At 68.9% G+C, this 20,415-nt stretch carries 18 protein-coding genes; 7 read left to right on the top strand and 11 right to left on the bottom strand.

The window, feature by feature from the left end; all coding sequences use genetic code 11:
• Positions 1–451: 451 nt before the first annotated feature.
• The 7 genes from BLU81_RS04415 to BLU81_RS04385 form a co-directional block, all read right to left on the bottom strand.
• Positions 452–1,234, bottom strand: coding sequence for an ABC transporter ATP-binding protein (locus BLU81_RS04415; protein WP_092541846.1), 783 nt, complete (start codon positions 1,232–1,234; stop codon positions 452–454).
• Positions 1,231–2,049 carry an ABC transporter ATP-binding protein gene (locus BLU81_RS04410; protein ID WP_092541844.1) on the bottom strand — a complete coding sequence of 273 codons (819 nt, stop codon included), beginning with the start codon at positions 2,047–2,049 and terminating at the stop codon, positions 1,231–1,233. The genes BLU81_RS04415 and BLU81_RS04410 overlap by 4 nt, the downstream gene beginning before the upstream one ends.
• On the bottom strand, positions 2,046–2,924 hold the full coding sequence (locus BLU81_RS04405) for an ABC transporter permease (protein ID WP_092541842.1): 879 nt from the start codon (positions 2,922–2,924) through the stop codon (positions 2,046–2,048). The genes BLU81_RS04410 and BLU81_RS04405 overlap by 4 nt, the downstream gene beginning before the upstream one ends.
• Complete coding sequence (locus BLU81_RS04400; RefSeq protein ID WP_092541840.1) at positions 2,921–3,910, bottom strand: ABC transporter permease; 990 nt, start codon at positions 3,908–3,910, stop codon at positions 2,921–2,923. The genes BLU81_RS04405 and BLU81_RS04400 overlap by 4 nt, the downstream gene beginning before the upstream one ends.
• 1 nt (position 3,911) lies before the next feature.
• Positions 3,912–5,540 (bottom strand): ABC transporter substrate-binding protein, encoded by a 1,629-nt coding sequence (locus BLU81_RS04395; protein WP_231954153.1) that lies wholly within the window; start codon positions 5,538–5,540, stop codon positions 3,912–3,914.
• Positions 5,541–5,690: 150 nt separating this feature from the next.
• The gene (gene ddaH, locus BLU81_RS04390; protein ID WP_092541836.1) at positions 5,691–6,455 is read right to left on the bottom strand and encodes a dimethylargininase; all 765 of its coding nucleotides are present in this window, start codon (positions 6,453–6,455) and stop codon (positions 5,691–5,693) included.
• A 19-nt stretch (positions 6,456–6,474) separates the two neighbouring features.
• The gene (locus tag BLU81_RS04385; protein WP_092541834.1) at positions 6,475–7,452 is read right to left on the bottom strand and encodes an FAD-dependent oxidoreductase; all 978 of its coding nucleotides are present in this window, start codon (positions 7,450–7,452) and stop codon (positions 6,475–6,477) included.
• Positions 7,453–7,718: 266 nt separating this feature from the next.
• Between BLU81_RS04385 and BLU81_RS04380 the strand changes: the two genes are divergently transcribed.
• On the top strand, positions 7,719–8,657 hold the full coding sequence (locus BLU81_RS04380; RefSeq protein ID WP_092556580.1) for an SCO2521 family protein: 939 nt from the start codon (positions 7,719–7,721) through the stop codon (positions 8,655–8,657).
• On the top strand, positions 8,654–9,607 hold the full coding sequence (locus tag BLU81_RS04375) for a DUF6879 family protein (protein WP_092541832.1): 954 nt from the start codon (positions 8,654–8,656) through the stop codon (positions 9,605–9,607). Before BLU81_RS04380 ends, BLU81_RS04375 begins: the two co-directional genes overlap by 4 nt.
• On the opposite strand, the gene BLU81_RS04370 is transcribed toward BLU81_RS04375, so the two are convergent.
• From BLU81_RS04370 to BLU81_RS04355, 4 genes are read right to left on the bottom strand one after another with little or no spacing between them, the layout of a single operon-like run.
• Entirely contained in the window at positions 9,592–10,548 is a 957-nt protein-coding gene (locus BLU81_RS04370) for an SCO2522 family protein (RefSeq protein WP_172890493.1), read from the bottom strand. The two genes, BLU81_RS04375 and BLU81_RS04370, sit on opposite strands and share 16 nt — an antisense overlap.
• Positions 10,545–11,462 carry an SCO2523 family variant P-loop protein gene (locus tag BLU81_RS04365; protein ID WP_092541830.1) on the bottom strand — a complete coding sequence of 306 codons (918 nt, stop codon included), beginning with the start codon at positions 11,460–11,462 and terminating at the stop codon, positions 10,545–10,547. Before BLU81_RS04365 ends, BLU81_RS04370 begins: the two co-directional genes overlap by 4 nt.
• Position 11,463: 1 nt before the next feature.
• A complete protein-coding gene (locus BLU81_RS04360) occupies positions 11,464–13,314 on the bottom strand; it encodes an SCO2524 family protein (RefSeq protein WP_092541828.1) in 1,851 nt (616 codons plus the stop codon).
• Positions 13,315–13,358: 44 nt separating this feature from the next.
• A complete protein-coding gene (locus tag BLU81_RS04355; protein ID WP_157751219.1) occupies positions 13,359–14,081 on the bottom strand; it encodes an SCO2525 family SAM-dependent methyltransferase in 723 nt (240 codons plus the stop codon).
• A gap of 244 nt (positions 14,082–14,325) precedes the next feature.
• On the opposite strand from BLU81_RS04355, the gene BLU81_RS04350 reads away from it, so the two are divergent.
• From BLU81_RS04350 to BLU81_RS04330, 5 genes are read left to right on the top strand one after another with little or no spacing between them, the layout of a single operon-like run.
• Positions 14,326–15,333 carry an STM4015 family protein gene (locus tag BLU81_RS04350; RefSeq protein WP_231954150.1) on the top strand — a complete coding sequence of 336 codons (1,008 nt, stop codon included), beginning with the start codon at positions 14,326–14,328 and terminating at the stop codon, positions 15,331–15,333.
• A gap of 1 nt (position 15,334) precedes the next feature.
• Positions 15,335–16,372, top strand: coding sequence for an STM4014 family protein (locus BLU81_RS04345; protein ID WP_172890492.1), 1,038 nt, complete (start codon positions 15,335–15,337; stop codon positions 16,370–16,372).
• A complete protein-coding gene (locus tag BLU81_RS04340) occupies positions 16,360–17,145 on the top strand; it encodes an STM4013/SEN3800 family hydrolase (protein WP_092541820.1) in 786 nt (261 codons plus the stop codon). The genes BLU81_RS04345 and BLU81_RS04340 overlap by 13 nt, the downstream gene beginning before the upstream one ends.
• Positions 17,142–18,446, top strand: coding sequence for an STM4012 family radical SAM protein (locus tag BLU81_RS04335; RefSeq protein WP_092541818.1), 1,305 nt, complete (start codon positions 17,142–17,144; stop codon positions 18,444–18,446). The genes BLU81_RS04340 and BLU81_RS04335 overlap by 4 nt, the downstream gene beginning before the upstream one ends.
• Positions 18,443–19,516, top strand: a complete 1,074-nt coding sequence (locus BLU81_RS04330) for an STM4011 family radical SAM protein (protein WP_231954146.1) — start codon at positions 18,443–18,445, stop codon at positions 19,514–19,516. Before BLU81_RS04335 ends, BLU81_RS04330 begins: the two co-directional genes overlap by 4 nt.
• The last annotated feature ends 899 nt before the right edge of the window (positions 19,517–20,415 follow it).

The following is a 20,415-nucleotide window of genomic DNA, read 5'->3' as shown; positions in this document are numbered from 1 at the left end:
TTGGCCATGTCGTTGAGGAAAGGTCGCCCAGAATGTCGAGGCCGCTTGCAGATCATTGCGCTGCTGAATGCCCGGGAAGTTGGGAATGTGCCGGGACAGCGGTGCGGGCGGCGGCGACGGTGTGACGCGCCGTGTCGAATACGGCCGTCTGGAGTCGATGCCGTAGGGCGACGCGTTGTCCCAGAGTTGCCGATAGTCACCGGAAAATCCTGGATGGAGGGGAAGACCAGCGCGCGTCCTATGCTGGGCTTCACGTTGTCGGTGCGAATCGCCAGGAAGATCACCAGTTGGTGACCGCTGCGGGCGCTACGCCTTCGTTGGTGACCGGTGCCGCTCGCATCCGCAAGCGACTCGGCCCACCGCATCTTGCGGTTAGGCGTCACACTCGTCGGCGCCGCAACCGGATCGAGCCGCGCTCAGCGTTCCGGAGAAGGGCTGGACCGGATCGCGCTCAGCGTTCCGGAGAAGGGCTGGACCGGAGGCGGCGCTCCGGGTCCGGCGACGCGTCGGCCAGGGTTTTCGTGTATTCGTGCCGAGGCCTCAGGATCACGTCGTCGGCGGGGCCCCGTTCGACGATGCGGCCCTGGTACATGACCAGGATGTCGTCGGAGAAGTGCCGGGCGGTGGCCAGGTCGTGGGTGATGTAGAGGACGCCCAGGTCCTCCTCGCGTTGCAGGGTGGCCAGCAGGTTGAGGATGCCGAGGCGGATCGAGACGTCCAGCATGGAGACCGGCTCGTCGGCGATCAGGAAGCTCGGTGACGGGGCCAGCGCGCGGGCGATGGCGACACGCTGGCGCTGGCCGCCGGAGAGTTCGTGCGGGCGGCGGCCGGCCAGGGCGGGGTCCAGGTGGACCCGTTCGAGCAGCCGAGCCACCCGATTACCTGTCTCAGCTACGGCTAGCCGAGGATTGTGCAGGTTAAGCGGCCGAGCCAAATGATGCGCCACCGTGTGAAACGGATTCAACGAAGCGAACGGATCCTGAAAGACCATCTGAACGGTACGCCGATACTGCTTCAGCCCCCGGCGCCTGACCGGCACCCCGTCGAGCAGGATCCGCCCAGCACTGGGCCGTTCGAGCTGAAGCAGCAGATTGGCGATGGTCGACTTGCCGCTGCCGCTCTGCCCGACGAGTGCCGTGGTCCGCCCATGAGCCAGGGTGAGACTGACGTCGTCGACCGCCCGGATCCCACCCCGATAGACCTTGGTCAGCCCTTGGGCGACCAGCTCGCTCATGACGCCGCCCGCAGGAACGCCCCACGCGAGCCGGTCAGACTGGGGAATGCCGCCAGCAACTGTTGTGTATACGGGTGCTGTGGATCGGTGTACAACCCGGAAGCGGAGGCGAGTTCGACGATCGAGCCGTCCTTCATCACCGCGATCCGATCACTGATCTCCAGCAGCAGCGGCAGGTCGTGGGTGATGAACAGGACCGCGAACCCCAGCTCGTCGCGCAACCGGCTGATCTCCCGCAGGATGTCGCGCTGCACCACGACGTCGAGCGCGGTCGTCGGCTCGTCCATGATCATGACCGCTGGTTCCAGGGCCATCGCCATCGCGATCATCACCCGCTGCCGCATCCCGCCGGACAGCTCATGCGGATAGGACCGCAACCGGGCCCGGTCCACCCCGACCCGTTCCAGCAGCTCACCGCAGCGGTCCCGGCGTTCCCGGCGGCTCATCCGGGGCCGGTGCGTCAGGTAGACGTCTTCGAGCTGCTCACGGATCGTGATCACCGGGTTGAGCGAGTTCATCGCCCCCTGGAACACCATCGAGATCCGGTCCCAGCGCGCCGCCCGCAACTCCTCCGGCCCGAGCGATCCCCAGTCCACGTCACCGGCCACCACCCGCCCCGAGGTGACGGCCGCCGGGGGTTTCAGCAGGCGGACCATCCCGTACGCCAGGGTGCTCTTGCCGCAGCCGCTCTCCCCCGCCAGTCCGAGGACCTCGCCCCGCGCCAGGCTGAAGGTGACGTTCTTGACGGCGTGCACCACGGGGTCGACGAGGTAGTCGACGCTGAAGTCCTCGACGGACAGCACCGGTTCGCTCACAGCGTCGCCTCCTTGGCCTTGCGCAGCTGCTCGCGTGACATCCGCCAGCCCCGGCGGGCGGCCCGGGTCTGATCGCGCAGCCGTGGGTTGATGATCTCGTCGATCGAGAAGTTGATCAGCGCGAGGGCGGCGCCGAAAAGGGCGAGGAGCAGGCCCGGCGGTACGAACCACCACCACGCGCCGAGTCGCAGGGCGAGGCCGTTCTGCGCGTAGTAGAGCATGGTTCCCCAGGTGAACGAGCCGGTGGCGCCCAGTCCGAGGTAGGAGAGCCCGGCCTCGCCGAGGATCGCGAAGATGATCGCGAAGACCACCTGGGCGGCCAGCAGTGGGATCAGGTTGGGCAGGATCTCGACGAGCAGGATCCGCCAGCGTTTCTCCCCGGCGACCCGGCTGGCCCGCACGTAGTCACGGTTGCGCAGGCTGAGGGTGGAGCCGCGCAGGACTCGGGCGGCGCCGGCCCAGCTGGTGATGGCGAGCACGATCGAGACCAGGACCAGGCTGCGTTCCGGCAGGTAGGTGGAGATCACGATGACCAGTGGCAGGCCGGGGATGACCAGCATGACGTTGGTGAACAGGGAGAACGCTTCGTCGGTCCAGCCGCCGGCGTAGGCGCCGACGATGCCGAAGAACCCGGACAGCAGCAGCGTGAGGACGCCGACGATGGCGCCGACGATCAGTGAGCCTCGGGTGGCGTACGCCAATTGGGCTAGAATGTCTTGTCCGGTTTGGGTGGTGCCGAGCAGGTGCCCGCCGCTGGGGCCGGCCAGGCCGATGTCGCCGACCCGGGACGGGTCCTGCACGAGCAGCGGGCCGATCAGCCCGAAGATCACGATCGGCGCGCCGAGAATCAGCCCGGCGGTGAGTTTGCCGCTCATGACGTGGCCCGGGTGCGGGGATCGATCACCGAGTAGAGCAGGTCGACGAGCAGGTTCGCGCCGAGCACCGCCAGCGTGATGATCAGGAAGATGCCCTGCATGAGCGCGTAGTCGTTGCCGCCGACCGCCTGGAGCAGGGCCGAGCCGATGCCGGGGTAGGAGAAGACCGCCTCGGTGACGATCGACCCGGCGACCACGAAACCCAGCGAGATGGCGAAACCGGAGACCGACGGGAGTACGGCGTTACGGGCCGCGTACCGCCGCATGATCCGTCCGGGGCGCAGCCCTTTCGCCTCGGCGGTGAGCATGTAGTCCTCGGAGAGGGTGGCGACCATCATGTTGCGCATGCCGAGCATCCACCCGCCGATCGACGAGATGATGATGGTGAGCGCGGGCAGGGTGCCGTAGTAGAGCACTGATCCGAGGAACGGCCCGTTCCAGCCGGGCGTGACGTTGTAGACGTCGTAACCGCCGTTGAGCGGGAAGAACGGCCAGACGCTGCCGAGCAGGAAGAGCAGGATCAGGGCCAGCCAGAAGTACGGCACCGACTGGAACATCGTGGTGACCGGGATCAGGTTGTCCAGCCACGAGCCGCGTTTCCAGCCGGCCAGGGTGCCCAGGCCCACGCCGGTCAGGAAACTGATCACGGTGGCCAGCCCGATCAGCCCGATCGTCCAGGGCAGGGTCTGCCCGATGATCGTGCTGACCGGGGCTGGGAAGAACACCACCGAGACGCCCAGGTCACCGCGGGCCAGACCGGCCAGGTAGTCGCTGTACTGCGACCACACCGGCCGGCTGGTCCCGGTGCCGAGCAGCGCCTCGACGGCCTGCCGGGTCTCCGGTGTCACCGGGCCCTTCTGTCCGAGTTTGGACAGCATGATCTCGACCGGGTCACCGGGCATCAGCCGCGGGATGGCGAAGTTGACGGTGACCGCCGCCCAGAACGCGATCAGGTAGAACCCGAGTTTGCGGAGCAGGTGGTACACGCTATTCAACCGGCTCGATGGTGGCCAGCACGATGCCGTTGTCCCAGACTTTCCAGGAGGCGGGCAGGGCGTATTTGTTCTCGTCGGTGGGCCAGCCGGTGGCGCGGCTGGTGTTGAATTCGGTGAGCAGCGAGTTCACGTAGATCGGGATGTACGGCAGGTCGCGGGTGATCTCCTTCTGGATGATCGTGTACTGCTCCTGTTGCACGGCCTCGTCGTTGGTGCCGGCCGCGATCTCGACCGCCCGGTCGACCACCGGGTTGCTGTACCGGGAGTAGTTTCCGCTGGTGCTGGCCGTCTCGCCGACTTTCGCGGTGGTCACCGTGGCGTATTTCGGCTGGTAGGTGTGATACGGGTTGGCGTTCGCGCCGAGCCCGATCGAGTCCAGCGAGAGCTGATATCGGCCCTGCACCTGATTGTTGTTCCATTCGTTCCAGGACAGCTGGGTCGGTTTCAGTTCGATGCCGACTTCTTTGAGCTGCTGGGCCATCGCGTCGTTGAGTGAGATGAAATCGCTCCAGCCGGTGACGGACTGGACGGTCAAAGTCAATTTCTGACCCTCTTTGGTACGGATACCGTCGCCGCCCCTGACCCATCCCGCGTCGTCGAGGATCTGATTCGCCCGGGCCACGTCCGGGGTGCCGGGAATGGTCACCTGCGACGGATCGGAAATCCATTTCCGGTCCCGCTCGGGCAGCAGCAACGTCGGTGACGCGGTGCCGGCGAATCCGCCGCCGGCCAGTTTGTTGAGCTGGTCCCGGTTCAGAGCGTGATAGATCGCCTGTCGGACGGCGGTCTCGGTCTGTGGCCCGGAACAGCCGAGTGCGGCATTGGCGCACGTGAAGATCGAGGCCGTGAGCACGGGCGTGTTCACGTACGAGAGCTCCTTGTGGTTCTGCAGCAGTTGCTCCAGACCGGGCAGGAAGCTGCTCATCCAGTCGACCTGACCGGCGGTGAGGGCGGCGCTGGCGGCGTCGGCGGTGGCCAGCGAGAGGTACCGGACGTTCTGGATTTTCGGTTTGCCGGGCTGCCAGTAGTTCGGGTTCTTCTCCAGCAGGTAGCTCTGCGACGAGAACGACTTCAGTTTGAACGGGCCGGTGCCGACCGGGTTCTGGTTGATCGTCTTCGCCGGGTCGCCGATCGTGCTCCAGACGTGCTCGGGAATGATCGGCGTATGGCCGATGATGGCGGCCTCGTTGGTGAACGACTTCTTCGCGAAGGTGAGCACGGCGGTCTTGTCGTCCTTGGCCACCGAACCGGTCAGGGTCAGGCCGGTCGCGTTGATCGCCTTGTTCCGTTTGATCAGGTCGAACGTGAACGCCACGTCCTTGGCCGAGAACGGCTGCCCGTCCGACCACTGCACGCCCTCACGGGTGGTGATGGTCAGCTCGGTGCCGTCGGCGTTCCAGCCGTAATCGGTGCCGAGCATCGGCTGGGGAGCCGCCTCGGTGGCCACGTTGTACCAGTACAGAGCCTCGTAGATCGGGCCCTGGGCGGGCTGCAGCTGGGTCGGGGAGAACGGGTTCCAGTTCTCCACGATCGTGCCGTTGGCACCGTTGAAGATGGTGATGGTGCTGTCGGCGGCCTTACCGGTGCCGGAATCGGAGCAGGCGGCGAGGATGAGGGTCACGGCAACCAGTGCGGCTGCGCGACGAAGGTGGGGCATCGGGGATTCCCTCCGTCGGATCAATCGACGGCGCCATTATTAAGCGGCTTAAGTTTGCCCTGTCAAGGCCTCTCCTCCCAGGTGGGGATAACTTTATGATCGATATCGGTCAAACTATTGGCGTACGCGGACCGACAGGCAGGTCACGCATCCTTCGAGCTTCTCGTACTCACTGATATCCACCGGCACCACTCGCAGGCCGCGCGCCTCGAAGATGGATCTGCTCTGCGGCGCACCGTCGCTCATCAGCACGGTGTCCTCGTCGAGGACCACCACGTGGGCGCCCGACTCCTCCGGCACCTCGAGAAAGGAGGGGAAGATGGACGGGTCGTCGACCAGAGGTCCGTAACCGATGATCGTCTGGTCCGGGAGAGCGGTCAGCGCGCTCTTGAGGTGCAGCGCCTTCGTGATCGGCACCGCCACGACGGTCCAGCCGTGCGGCCCGAGGACCCGCTGCAACTGGTCGATGGCGGCCTGGTCGGTGGTGCCGCCCAGCCCGACATAGACGGTCCGGCCCACCTTCAGCACGTCCCCGCCGTCCAGGTGCCCCTCGGTCAGGGCGACCGGCTCGAAGCCCAGCTCCCTCAGTTTCCGCGCGGTCCCGGCGACCTCCGGGCTGCGGGCCGCCCGCGACGGATTGGCCAGCACGGCGACGGACCCGAACATGATCACGGTGTCCTCGACGAACACCGAGTCCGGCAGCGTGTCGTCGGCGTCGACCTCGACCGCCGGCCAGCCGTTGGCCTCCAGCGCGGCGACATAGGCCACCCACTGCCGCCGGGCCAGCGCCAGGTCGACGGGCTGCCGCTCGACGAACGTGACGATCCCGTCGGCGAGCGTCTCGGCCGGTTTCCGGACCAGGGCGAACCTCGTGCTCATGTGCTCTCCTCGGCGTGCCTCAGGCGTCTCCCTCCAGGATGCCCTGCACCAGGTCCGCCACGTCGTCGGCACACCCCCAGGACAGGCTCACCCCGGCGCCGCCGTGCCCGTAGTTGTGCACGAGGTGCCGGTCGCCGAGGTCCTCGTGCTCGAGCCGGACCTCGGAGCGCCAGGGCCGGATGCCGGTCCGGTGGCCGAGGATGTCGGCGCCGCCGATGACCGGGAAGATCTCGACACACCGCCGTACGATGGCCGCGGCGATCTGGGTGTCGGCCAGTGGCTCGGCCTCGCCCTTCTCGGCACTGCCGCCCAGCAGCAGCACGTCGCCCTGCGGCAGGAAGTACGTCATCTCGCCGAGTTCGTCGGTGTGCTCCGCGAAGAACTCCCGCAGGCCCGGGTTGCGCACCGCGACCAACTGCCCCCGGATCGGCTGCACCTCGGGATCGGGCACCAGTTCCCGCGCGCCCACCCCACTGCAGTTGATCACGATGGCGGCGTCGGCGAACGCGTCGCCCAGACCGCCCAGCCGCTCCCCGAAGATCAGCTCACCACCGGCGGCGGTCAGCCGGGCCTGCAGTTCACTCAGGTAGGGCGGCATGTCGATGATCGGGGCGGTGTACCGCCAGCCGCTCGCGAAGCCGACCGGCAGCTCGGCCGGCCGGCAGTCGCGATATCCGGGCAGGTCGAGTGCCCACCCCGGGGTCGGGATCGGCACCCGGGAGGCCTCCACACCGTCGATCACCCGCACACCCGGGAATCCGCTGCGGGCGAGTTCACTGAAGACCGCGTACGAGCGGGAGGCCCAGTGCTCGACGCGGGCGTGCTTGGCGTAGATCGGGTCCCAGATCGCCCCGGCCGCGGCCGAGCTGCTCGCCCATGGCTCCTGCTCGGCACGGATGCGCACCCGGACGCCGAGCTTTCTCTCGGCCAGGCGCACCGCGGTGGTCAGACCGGAGACACCGGCGCCGACAATGAGCACAAGAGGGCGAGTGGTCACCTTCTGACGTTAACGGCGATCGATGAGGGGACCGGGGCGCCCGGGAAATTCTCCGGCGACTGCGGCTTTTCACGCCCCGACCTTGTCGCTTACGACGATGAATGCTAGATGCGATTACTCAAAGCAATCCAATGATCACCCAAGGTGTTGCAATCTCGGAATCCTTGGGTTCCAATCGAACGGCCGGCGTGATGCGGCGCACGGGGGACGCGCCGCACAGTGCGTCTTCCCGGCCTCCCTCGCCACCGCGGATGGGGGTCCTTGACGTGCTCGTCGTAGGTGAGGTCCACACCGGTCTGCTCCGTGGCCGCGACCCGATGAGCGCCCGGGAGGCCGCGTCGCTTGTCGATCTGGTGGCCGGCGAGCCCGTGCTGCGCCTGGAACGACCACGCTCCTATGTGCGCTCCCCCGAGCGCCCGGTCGGCGTCGATTGCCCGCTCGGCGCGCCCGCACCCGCCCGCCAGGTCCGGGGCATCGGCACCGTTCTGCAACGGGCCGCGATCACCGGCGGTCACATCGTGCAGGGCACCGCCTGGACCACTCTGACCCGGGCGACCGGCAGTGCCCGGCAGCCCTGGTCGCACTACCTGGCCCGGCTCGGCGTGATCGAGGCGGTGGGACGGGTCCAGCCCACCGAACTGACCGAGGCGTTCGCCGCGCCGGACCGGGCGGCGGGCGCGCTCGACCTCGGCGGGATCGCCGCGCTGGCGTCCGACCTGGTGCAGAGCGCCGTCCCGGCCGGCGGCCGGTCCCGCGAGCGGCTGCGCCTGCCCCGCACCCGGCTGCGGTTCGTGGTCGAACAGGGTGACACCGCCGGGCCACCGAGCTTCGCCGTGCACGACGACCAGTTACGAATCATGCGCGTCACCCTGCCCGCCGAAGCGCCGCCGCGGCTGTTGGTCGCCTTCGGCGAGGATCTGGCCCTGCACGACTGGCTGCTGACCTCGGTGATCGGCATCGTCGACCGGGCCGCGATCGGCGCCCTGCCCCGCGACGAGTCGCTGGGGCGCCTGCGCCCGGCCGTCGACTATCTGCTGCACCTGTGGCTGCCCGCCGGCCGGGGTGGCGAACTCGCCGGGCAACTGTGGGAGACGCTGGAACGGCGAGCGGCCTTCACCCGCCAGTGGGCGCTGTTGCGCGACCGGATCCGGGACCAGTTCGCGGTCGGCGCGGTGGCGGCCCTGTCGGCGGCGATGCCCCGGTGAGCGTCGACGTGCACCAGGTCGGGCAGGGCTCCGGCATCATCCGCTCGGCGGTGGTCACGGTGGCAACCGGCGGCACCACCTTCCTGATCACCAACGGGCTCGACCAGCCGATGTCGACGTGCGTGATGCTCTCCGTGCTGATCGGCGGCATCGTGCTGATGGTTCGATTCCTGGTGAAGTTCGAGAAGCGGCTGGCCGCCGTGGAGAAGCTCGAGAAGGAGGGGATGGCCGAGATGAAGAAGCTGGTCAGTGACGCGTTCACCGAGATCAGCGAGGCCACCGCCCTGTTCGGCCTGATCGAGGCCTCAGCGTTGCAGACCGATGTGGTCACCCAGTTGGTGCGCAACTCGACGCACATCTCCCCGGATTCGCCGCCGATCATCTACCGGTTCGTCCAATCCAAGATCAAGGAGACGTCGGACCTGCTCAAACAACTGGCCGAGAGCGGCACGGTCACCTACTACGGCGAGGACCGCGACTGGCTGCTCGGCCTCACCCGGCACGCCACCGAGACCATCGACGCGATCAGCATCGCCGCGGTCGACCACGGCCTGTGGGACCGCGAGATCGGTCAGCGTTACCTGGACGTGCAGCGGCGGTCCGCCCGGGACGGCCGGCGGGTCCGGCGCATCTTCGTCCTCGACCGGCCGGAGATGCAGGACGATCCCACTGTGCGCCGCGCCTACGAGGAACAGCGGCAGATGGCCATCGACGTGCGGCTGCTCCACCGGTCGGCGGTGCCGACCCCGCTGCAGGTGCAGATCCGCGACCTGATCCTCTTCGACGACACCCTCGCCTACGAGACCACGCCCACCATCACCGAGACGCTCCTGGCGCAGGTGGCCGAGACCCGGCTGGTCCTCAACGAGGCACGGGTCAAGGAGTACACCCAGCTCTTCCGCGAGCTGTGGGAGGTCTCCCGCGAGATCGACGGTCAGACGAACACGTAACCGATCCGGTCGACGGTCTCCTCCGGCAGGTCGAGGCCCTCACCACGGGCCCGGTCGCGGACCTGTCCGGCCGCCGCCGGGTCGATCGCCACGTTGCCGAGGATCGTCCGGACCGACATCTCGATCGGCAGGAAACGGCCGTCCATCGCGGTAAACGTCCGGTACGCGTGGAACGGCGCCGCGTCCGGGTTGAGCCGGACGATCGGCGGCATCAGCTCCCACTCGGACGGCAGGTCGGCGGGCGCCATCGGCACCGGCACCGCGACCGGCTCACCGAGATGGCGCACCAGGCCGAGCCGCTGCAACTGCCACACCGCGGCCAGGAACGGGCACGACCACAACCGGTCGTCGTCCGGGCCGCTCCACAGCTCGATGTCCACGAAGATCGAATGGTTCTGGACCGCGCTCTGCCGGGGCGGCTGCCACTGCCGCGGCGCGCCCATCGCCGCCGCCGACCCGACCGGTGAACGCTGACCGTTGCTGAGCCAACCGGACACGGTGGCCGCCGGGCGCCCGTTGGCACCCTCGGCGGGCTCGTCCACCAGGTGATCCTGCACGAGCCGGGCCACCTCCACGGTGCCGGCCCGGGCGCAACCCGACTCGCGGGCCACGTAGTCGATCGTCAGCCCGGCGTCGGCGGCCGCGGCCACCAGCGAGACGACCACCTCCCGGGGTGTCGAGAACCGGGTGAAGTAGTCGTCGATCAGGAAACAGGTGCTGATCCGCGGGCGCCCCCGGGGCAGCGTGTCCGCGGTCTGCCTGCGAGCGCTCTGAGCCCACGGGGCCACCCGCCGGAACTGCTGCCGCAGACGGTCCGCGCCCGCCAGGAAATCGTTCATGTAGAGGTGGCCGAGTTCGATCGACAGGTGCGACAGCGCCACCGAGCGAATCGCCGAGACCGGTGTGCCGAGTTCGGCGGCCAGATCGTCCGCGGTCGTCACAGGCCGACCCACGCGGTCTCGTCGACGATCTTCTTGGACAGTTCCTCGAAGGCGGCGACAGTCCGCTCGTTGGCGGTCCGGTGCAGCCACACGTCGTCGTTGGAGATCAGCTGCTCCTGCCACTGCAGCACCGGGTCGAGCGGCACCTCACCGATCATGTTCAGCCGGCCGACCCCCTTGCGGGAGGCCAGTTCCTGCAGCCGCCGGTTGCACACGTCGAGCCAGGCCAGCTGTTCGGGGCGCAGCCCGGCCTGATCGGGTGCCGACGGGTCCAGGACGGCGGTCCGGACGTACCGGATCGCGCTGGTCAGCCCGGCCCGGTCGTGACCGAGGCCGACACCGGTCTCCAGGATGCCGTGCCGGCCGTGCACCAGTCCCCCGGCGGCCACGATGTGCTGCCGGGTCCACCGGTGGAAGACCAGCCAGCGGACCGGCACGTCGCGCAGGGCCGGCAGGGCGGTGGCGGCCAGCACGATCTCCGTCGCGTACGAACGGCCGGCGCTCAGGTCGACCAGGATCAGGTCGTACTCCTCGTCGAGACGCTGGAACAGCCGGGCGCACCGGTCCACGATGCCGGGCCCCGAACTGAACTCACTGCCGCCCACGTCACCCGGCACCAGCGTCAACCGGCCGGTGCCCGGCGGGCGGCCACGCAGCGCCTCCCGCTGGGACTCGGCCCACACGTTGATCTGCCGTGGATCGGGCCCACCGCCGACCAGATAGCCGTGCAGTCCGCCCTGTTCGACACCGGCCAGCGCCTCGGGCAGATCGAAGATCGCCCCCGAGGTCGGCGAGCCGAAGTCGAAGTCGACGTAACACGAGTCGAAACCCTGCAGCGCGTGCCGGTAGGCCAGGTTTCCACTGGTCACCGAGCGGCCGGTGCCACCCTTGTCGGAGGTCGCGAAGACGAGCATCTCAGCCGACCCCGCTGTCGGCCTCACGGGCCGCGGAGAGCCGGTCCAGCTTGCGCAGCACCTCCTCGGTCACCGCCACGGCCACCCCGGGCTGTTCGCGCCGTACCGCCCTGGCCCGCCGCAGCTCGGTGCCGACGCGGTCCAACTCGATCCGCAACGTCCCCCCGCGCGCCGTGGTGCCGTTGAGCAGTTCCCGGTCGTAGAGGTGATCGGCCTCGTTGAGCAGGTCGGCCGCCATCTGGGTCAGCAGGCTGCTGCGCAACGGTGGGTCGTTGATCAGGCGCGCCACCACGACCAGGCAGTCGACCACCCGCTTCGTGTAGTACCAGGACACCTCGGAGGCCGCGTCGGGCAGGTACTTGTAGGCGCCCGCGGGGCGGTCCCAGAGGCCGTGGTCGGCGCCCTCGCGCAGTACCCGGTCCTGCAGGTGGGCCCAGATCGCGTCGGCGAGATCGAGCAGGCGGCTGCGGATCACCCCGTCGTCGGCCATGCCGGCCAGCGTGAGCGAGCGCCGCAGCAGAGTGGGGGCGATGTCGGCGACGGTCCACGCCAGTCGCGGGCCGCCGGTGTCCTCGCTGCCCTCCAGCGGGAACCGCAGCCCCGGGAAGTGCACGTTGACGGCGGCCTCGGGTTCGGTGGACCGGCGGGTGATCCGGCTGCGGTTGCCGATCTCCTCGAGGATGTCGGCCACCCGGCGCATCTCGGTGTTCGACACCCGGTCGGCCTGCATGTCCTGGATGACGATGCCGCCGACCAGGAGGCTGAAGTAGTCGAACTCGATGCCGTCGGTGGCCCGCCACGGCAGGTCCTCCAACGGCCAGCGGCCGGACCCGAAGGTGGCGATGGCCGCCCAGTACGACCGGGTCAGCTCGAACCGCAGCTGCAGCGACTGCGCGAGCCGGGACTGTTCGGCGTCGAGAAGGCCGAGGAGCCGGGTGCGTTCCGAGGAGAGCGCCTGGATGGCGTCCATCGCCACGGTGGTGAAGTAGAGGTACGGGGCGTTCTGCGCGTACCCGCTGCGCTGTTCGCCCATGGTGGCCAGAGACTCGATCTTGGGGGCGTCCCGGACCACACCCCAGGACCAGCCGCACTCGAAGAGCCGGTTGGGATTGTCCAGCTCGCTCTCCGAGGCGCCGGAGCCGATGGTGACGTCGTCACGGAGCCGGGCGTTGATCTCCCGCAGCGCCTCGCGCAACTGGTCGATCACCTGATGGGTGGGACGCCGTTCCTGGTTGACCGTGCGCAGCAGCTCCCGGCCGGGCAGGCTGTCGGCGGTGAAGACGTTGACGGCGAAACTGCGCAGCAGTCCGGCCATCGCCGCCGACAGCCGGACGTTCGCCGCCCGCTCCAGCGTGTCGACCTGTTTCAGCAGCGCCGGCCGGGTCACCGCCTGGCGGAAGGTCCGGGCGAACCCGATGGTCGCCAGCATCAGCGTCACCGAGATCGAGAACGAGTCCACCACGTCGAGATCGAGTTGTTCCGGCTGGATCTCAGCGTCCCCGGAGTCCTCGTCGATCGAGAAGTACGAGCCTCCGGAGAACAACGGGGTGCCGTCGGCGGCGGAATACCGCTCCACATAGCTCGACAGGGCCTGCAACAGCCGCTGCGGGATCTGCAGGTTGTCACCGATGGTCCGCAGCGCCTCCAGCGCGTCGTCGGCGACGGCGTCCGGCCGGTCCAGACGGAACAGTGGGATCTCGGTGGCCGGCGACATCAGACAGAGCAACTGCTCGGCGTCACTTATCGAATTGCCGCCGTTGCGCCCGCGGGACGACCACTCGCCGTCGTCGAGTGAGACACGGGCGGTCGCGCGCCAGATGTCGAGGATCTGCTGACGTGGCTGGATCTGCATGGCTTCGCCGTCACCTACCCGTCCGTGGGCCTGTGTTGGTCGCGCTACTTCTTCCTGCCGGTGGCCACCATCATCCCGCCGTAGCCGTCCCGGAGGTCGTTGCTCTCCACCATCACAATGTTCAGGTTGCGGGCGAACGGCGCAAGAGCCCGTTCCACGTCCGCATCACTGACCGAGCAGGCGGGGAAGTGCTTGCCCGCCACGAAGTAGCCGGACGAGTCGCGCATGAAGGCGGCCGCGAACGGCGCCCCGGGCTTCAGCGAGTTGACGAACAGGCGGGCGGCACGCCGGAACTCATCGGTCCGGGTGGTGATCGACTCCGCGACGAAGAACATGGTGCCGAGGTCATAAAGACCAGGCTTCAGATCAAAGATGTTGCCTCGTACGACCGTCGTCCGGTCCTGCAGCACATCGGCGGGTTTCTGGATCAGCTGGTAGGCGGCGCGACCGCTGGAGACCGCTTTCCAGAACTGACCCCACGAGGGCCGGGGGCCCTTCAACTCAGTGGTGAGCCAGTCGCAGTTGGTGAACGCCCGCTCGACAAGCGTCACACTGGCGGCGTACGGCAACATCACCATGGCGGGATACAGATTGACACCCGCACCGACGTCGATCGCCTGCCCCAGTGCCGAGCCCCGCAGACTCGCCTGGAAGTGGTTCGCGACGACCTGAATGATCTGTGCATCATCGGGTCGTAACTCGCCGTAGTTGTAACTGAAGTACGCGTCCGAATCGAAGGAATCCCAGTCCACATCACTGTTACGCACCAGCGAAACGTCGATGTCGGCGGACGCCGACCCCGATTCTGAACCGGGCTCGTTCACAGCTCATCCCTTCCGGCGTTCAGCAGTCGATGCTTCGGCGGCTGATGAACGTGGATCTGCCGGGGTCGGCCGGTTCCTCAACTTTAAGTAACGGCGACGTCACTCGTCACCCTACAGGTGTCCGCCTTTGCAGAGTTGCACATTAGAGCACCCCGGGCTCGGCTGACATACGCCGTGCGGTGGACCCGTGAGGTTCATTCTTCCCGGCATGGCCGCGAAAGTGTCGGTGGGTCCTGCTAGCTTCTCGGCACTGCACGAAGCGGCCAAGGGAGTCCCGGTGACCATCTACCACTTTCTGACGGAGTTCGCGGGTCTGCCCGTCGTGGCCTGGGACGACGACGACCTCCCGGCCGAGCCGACGGCCGTGGCGTGGCGCATCGAGATGGAGTTCGAGGCGGACGAGGCAGATCTCCGGACCGCCTTCGAGCGGGTGCTGGAGCGCACCGGGCCGGCCGGCCCGACCGCGCTGATCTTCGGCGACTGGGGTGACGCCTATGACGACGCGTTCCCCTTCGAGCTGCTGATCGACAACGCCGCACGGCTCACCGGGCTGCGGTCGCTGTTCCTCGGCGAGATGAGCTCCGAGCAGTGCGAGATCTCCTGGATCAACCAGGGCGACTTCACCCCGCTGCTGACCGCGTTCCCGGCCCTGGAGCGTCTCTGGATCCGCGGCTCGCAGAACCTGCAGGTCGGCCCGGTGCGGCACGAGGGCCTGCGCGAGCTGGTCATCCAGACCGGCGGCCTGCCCGCCGGGGTGCTCGAGGGCATCGTCGGCAGCGACCTGCCCCACCTCACCCGTCTGGAGTTGTGGCTGGGCGTGGCCAACTACGGCGGCGACATCACCGCCGACGACCTGGCGCCGATCCTGTCCGGCCGTTCGTTCCCGGCCCTCACCCACCTGGGTCTGTGCAACTCGGAGATCGCCGAGGAGCTGGCGGCGGCCGTCGCGGCGGCACCGGTGGTCGCCCGGCTCGACTCGCTCGCCCTGTCGCTGGGGGTGCTCGGTGACGTGGGTGCCGAGTCGCTACTGGCCGGGCAGCCACTCACCCACCTGACCTCGCTCGACCTGAGCCACCACTTCATGACCAAGGAGATGGCGCAGCGGGTCGTCGACGAGCTGCCCGGGGTGGCCGTCGACGTCTCCGACCCACAGGACGAGAGCCGGTACGGGCGCTACACGGTGGTGGCTGAGTAAGGTGCGTCTCGCCGTCGTCGGCAACCCTGAGAACCGCCGGGTCGCCCTGTTCCGAGCCGCCGTCGAGCGGGCCGGTCTTCCGGCACCGGAGATCTTCCCGTGGCGTGACGTGCTGACCAGCGGTCGTGTCCCGGGGCCGGGCACGCTGGTGCGCATCGAGTCCCCCGGCGAGGACGCCGAAGTCGACCGGCTGCTGCGGGAGCTGGGCAGCGGCCGCCCGGCGGGGGCCGCCGAGCACGGGCAGATCGTCGGCGGGGCGGCGGCGTTCGCGGGCCTGCGGGCCGCGCTGGCCCGGATCGAGGCCGGTGGTGGCCGGCTGCTGAGCCGGCCCGCCGACATCCTGACCATGACCGACAAGCCACGCTGCCACGCGCTGCTGTCGGCGGCCGGTGTGCCGGTCCCGGAAGCGCTCGGCCCGATCGACGGCTGGGCGGCGCTGCGGGCCTCCGGCTGGCGCCGCGTCTTCGTCAAGCCGTCGCACGGCTCGTCGGCCTCCGGGGTGATGGCGGTCGCCATCGCCGGGAAGCGGGTCACCGCGGTCACCTCGGTCGAGGTCAGCGGTGGGTCACTCTTCAACAACCTGGCAGTTCGGCGGTACGACGACGAGCCGGTCATCGCGTCGATCGTCGACCGGCTGGCTCCGGACGGGCTGCACGTGGAGCGGTGGTTCCCGAAAGCCGCGCTCGTCGGCCGGGTCCTCGACCTGCGGGTGGTGGTGATCGCCGGGCGGGCCCGGCACGTGGTGGTGCGCACCAGCCGGTCACCGATGACGAACCTGCACCTGGGCAACGCCCGTGGTGACGTGGCCGCGGTGCGGGCGGCCGCCGGGGAGCGGGAGTGGGCCGCCGCGATGGCGACCTGTGAGCGCGTGGCCGACTGTTTCCCCCGTACCGGGCAGGTGGGGGTGGATCTGATGTTCCGGGCCGGGTGGCGGGGGCACGCGGTCGCCGAGGTGAACGCGTTCGGCGACCTGCTTCCCGGGGTGCTGGCCGACGGGCAGGACACCTATGACGCGCAGGTGGCGGCATGCGTGAGCTGATCGGCACCCATGACCTGCTGTTCGTCACCCTGGACACGCTGCGTTACGACGTGGCGGCGAGGGCCGGTACTCCGGTTCTGCGCTCGGTGCTGCCCGGTGGAAGGTGGGAGCGGCGGCATACTCCGGCTTCGTTCACGTACGCCGCTCATCATGCCTTCTTCGCGGGTTTCCTCCCGACCCCGACGACCCCGGGACCGCACGAGCGGCTGTTCGCGGCGCGGTTCGGTGGCAGCGAGACCAGCGGCCCCGGCACCTACGTCTTCGATCATCCCGATCTGCCGGGCGCGCTGGCCGCCGAGGGTTATCACACGGTCTGCCTGGGCGGGGTCGGCTTCTTCAACCCGGCCGCTCCCCTGGGCCGGGTGCTGCCGGGGATGTTCGCCGAGTCGCACTGGGAGCGGGCGTTCGGCGTGACCGCGCCGGACTGCGTGGGCGCTCAGCTCGACCGCCTGGAGAAGATCATCGGTGAGCTGCCCGCGGACCGGCCGCTGTTCACCTTCCTCAACGTGGCCGCCCTGCACCAGCCCAACCGGCACTACGTCCCGGGCGCCGCCGAGGACTCCCTGTCCACCCACGCCGCCGCCCTGGAATACGTCGACAGGCAGATGGGGCGGCTCTTCGACCTGGCCGGCGGCCGTGGACGGCCCTGCCTGGTGATCATCTGCTCGGACCACGGCACCCTTTACGGCGAGGACGGTCACATCGGCCACCGGGTCGCCCACGAGGCCGTGTGGACCGTGCCCTACGCCGACTTCATCCTGGGAGCGCCATGAACCTCGACGACTCTCCCTATCAGGGCTATCTGTACGCCTACCCGCACAAGACCGCCTACCGCCGCCTCGAACCACGTCCCACCCTCGCCGACGTGTGGGGTGCGGAAAACCAGGACTCGCTCTTCGGGTACGTGCATCTGCCGTTCTGTGAGATGCGGTGCGGGTTCTGCAACCTGTTCACCCGGGCCAACCCGCCGGAGGAGCAGGTCACCGCGTACCTCACGCAGTTGCGCCGGCAGGCCTCGGCGGTCCGGGACAGCCTCTCCCCCGGCGCGGTCTTCTCCCGCGTCGCCATCGGCGGCGGCACCCCCACCTATCTGACCGCACCCGAGTTGGAGACGCTGTTCGGCATCGTGCACGACACGTTCGGTGCCGCTGCGGTGCCGCTGTCGGTGGAGACGTCCCCGGCGACCGCCACCCCCGACCGGCTGGCCGTCCTCGCCGAGCACCGGACCACCCGGATCAGCATGGGCGTGCAGAGCTTCCTCGACGCCGAGGCCCACGCCGCCGGGCGGCCACAACGGCTGCCCGAGGTGCTCGACGCGCTGCAGGCGATCCGGGACGCGCGGATCCCGGTGCTCAACATCGACCTGATCTACGGCATCGACGGGCAGACCCCGGCCAGCTGGCAGCACTCGCTGGACGAGGCGCTGCGCTGGCAACCCGAGGAGCTGTACCTCTACCCGCTGTACGTGCGACCGCTGACCGGTCTGGGGCGGCGGGCCCACGCCCGCGCCGACTGGGACCGGCAGCGCCAGGAGCTGTACCAGCAGGCCGTCGACGTGCTCACCGGCGCCGGTTACGTGCGGCATTCGATGCGGCAGTTCCGGCGGGCCGGCGCGCCCGAGCCGGACGGCCCCGACTACTGCTGCCAGGACGACGGGATGATCGGGCTCGGATGCGGGGCCCGCTCCTACACGACGTCGCTGCACTACTCGTTCGACTACGCGGTCGCCGTGTCCGAGGTCCGCGCGGTGATCGACGACTATCTGTCCCGGCCGGCCGACGACTTCCGGTTCGCCGAGATCGGCTTCCACCTGGACGCGGTCGAGCAGCGCCGGCGGTGGCTGCTGAAGTCGCTGCTGCGGGCCGAAGGCGTGGACGCGGTCGCCTACCGGCAGCGCTTCGGCACCACTCACGACGAGGACTTTCCGCAGCTCGCCGAGTTGGAGTCGCGCGGCTGGCTGGACGCTTCGCAGACCGTGTTGACCCCGGCCGGGCTGGCACAGTCCGACGCCATCGGGCCGTGGCTGGTGTCCGGTTCGGTGCGCGAGGCGATGACGGCGTGGGTGGCCCGATGACCGATCTCTACGTTCTCTATCGGGGGCCGCTCGCCAGCTGCAACTACGACTGTCCCTACTGCCCGTTCGCCAAACGGGTCGACCCACCGGACCTGCTGCGGGCCGACCGGGCCGACCTCGCGCGATTCGCCGACTGGGTCACCGAGACCACCGACCGGCGGCTGTCGATCCTGTTCACGCCGTGGGGCGAGGGCCTGACCCGGTCCTGGTACCGGGACACCATCGTCCGGCTCTCGCACCTGCCGCACGTGGACCGGGTCGCGATCCAGACCAACCTGGCCGCCCGCACCGGCTGGCTCGCCGACGCGAACCCGCGGGTGGCGGCGCTGTGGACCACCTACCATCCGGGCCAGGTCACCCGGGAGCGCTTCCTGGCCCGCTGCCGAGAACTCGACGCCCTCGGCATCCGCTACTCCGTCGGCGTCGTCGGCCTGCCCGAACATCACACGGAAGCGGTGGCGTTACGGGAAGCCTTGTCCCCCGGCGTCTACCTGTGGATCAACGCCGCCGACGGGCACGTCTACTCGTCCGAGGAAGAAACCCGCTGGACCGCGATCGATCCACTCTTCGGCGACAGCGTCCGGCCGCACCCGTCCCTCGGCCGCCCCTGCCACGCCGGCGAGACGGCCATCTCGGTCCTCGGCGACGGCACGGTCCGACGCTGCCACTTCATCAAGACCCCGATCGGCAATCTGTATGACGGAAGCTGGCGCGCCGGGCTACGACCACGGCCGTGCGTCAACAACCTGTGCGACTGCCACATCGGTTACGTCCACCTGAAACCCCTACAACTGCGGGACGTGTACGCCGACGGGCTACTGGAGCGGATCCCAGTCCTCCGGCGGCGGGAAACGCCGGTGCAGATAACGCAGAATCACCGTGTAGAAGAACACCAGGAACACGAACACCACGGTCTGGACCACGTCCGGATCCACGAACCTGGTCACCTGGGCAGCCACCAGCGAGCCGACCAGCACCGCCAAGCCGGCCCGGAACAGATGACGCGGATTGATCTGATCCCACAGCAGGACCGCAACGAAACGACGCCGGAGAAGATAGATCAGAACTGACGGCAGGCCGACCACGAAGCCGACCGCCACGATCGACATGCTCCATGGCGGGATCAGGGGCGGCAACGCGTAACGGTCGGCGTTCTCCAGCAGGATCCCGGAGAAGAACACCCAGCCGAGCGCCCAGCTCAACAGCATCAGCACGTTGAACGTGAAAACCCGGAAATTACCGACCAGGTCCGGTGCCTCCGGATCCTTCTCGTCCGGACCGATGAACCACACGCCGGCCGCCGTGGCCAGCGCCGGCAGCCAGAGCAGGCTGAGGAGCATCCACCCGTAGTCGGAGAGGCCCCTGTCGTCACCTCCGGCGAAGTCGGCGAACGGAATCGCCAGCAACCCGACCACCAGGTGGTACGCCAGTAGCCAGGCGATGACCCGGAACCCGGCCGCTACCCGGGCACCTCGCCACCCGGCGATCGGGGTGTGCAACAGGGCACCCAGCAGCATCCAGGTCGCACTGATCGCCATGATCACCAGGCCGTCGGGCGGCAGCACCTGCCGCCAGGAGGCCAACGGCGCCCCGACACCGGTGAGCCGGCTGGCATACACCCCCGCGGTGATCCCCGCGGCGAGGGTGATGACGGCTGCCGCGCCGTGCCCGAGGAACGCCTTTCCCGCGGCGTCCGAATCCGCCTGTTCCTGTGCGGCCGCTTTCGCTTTCGCCTGCCGCCGGGCGGCCGCTGCGGCCTGCCTCTTGGCGGCCAACACCGCTGTTCTATTGACAGGTGTCGATACCCTCGCTGCCGTCCTCTTGGCGGACGCCTCTGCTGCCACCTTGGCGGACGCCTCTGCTGCCACCTTGGCGGACGCCTCTGCTGCCACCTTGGCGGACGCCTCTGCTGCCGCCCTGGTGGACGCCTCTCCTGCCGCCTTGGCGGGGACCTCTGCTGCCGCCCTGG

The sequence above is a fragment of the Actinoplanes derwentensis genome (assembly GCF_900104725.1).
In the GTDB taxonomy this organism is placed as follows: Bacteria; Actinomycetota; Actinomycetes; order Mycobacteriales; family Micromonosporaceae; genus Actinoplanes; species Actinoplanes derwentensis.
Note: the sequence above shows the minus strand (reverse complement) of the source record. Positions and strands in the feature narration are given on the sequence as shown.

What these genes read in the sequence shown, in the direction of transcription:
- BLU81_RS04415 (WP_092541846.1), bottom strand. Translation starts at nt 1,234, where the DNA reads ATGAGCGAGCTGGTCGCCCAAGGGCTGACCAAGGTCTATCGGGGTGGG.
- BLU81_RS04405 (WP_092541842.1), bottom strand. Translation starts at nt 2,924, where the DNA reads ATGAGCGGCAAACTCACCGCCGGGCTGATTCTCGGCGCGCCGATCGTG.
- ddaH (WP_092541836.1), bottom strand. Translation starts at nt 6,455, where the DNA reads ATGAGCACGAGGTTCGCCCTGGTCCGGAAACCGGCCGAGACGCTCGCC.
- BLU81_RS04365 (WP_092541830.1), bottom strand. Translation starts at nt 11,462, where the DNA reads ATGCTCGTCTTCGCGACCTCCGACAAGGGTGGCACCGGCCGCTCGGTG.
- BLU81_RS04360 (WP_092541828.1), bottom strand. Translation starts at nt 13,314, where the DNA reads ATGCAGATCCAGCCACGTCAGCAGATCCTCGACATCTGGCGCGCGACC.
- BLU81_RS04340 (WP_092541820.1), top strand. Translation starts at nt 16,360, where the DNA reads ATGCGTGAGCTGATCGGCACCCATGACCTGCTGTTCGTCACCCTGGAC.
- BLU81_RS04335 (WP_092541818.1), top strand. Translation starts at nt 17,142, where the DNA reads ATGAACCTCGACGACTCTCCCTATCAGGGCTATCTGTACGCCTACCCG.
- BLU81_RS04330 (WP_231954146.1), top strand. Translation starts at nt 18,443, where the DNA reads ATGACCGATCTCTACGTTCTCTATCGGGGGCCGCTCGCCAGCTGCAAC.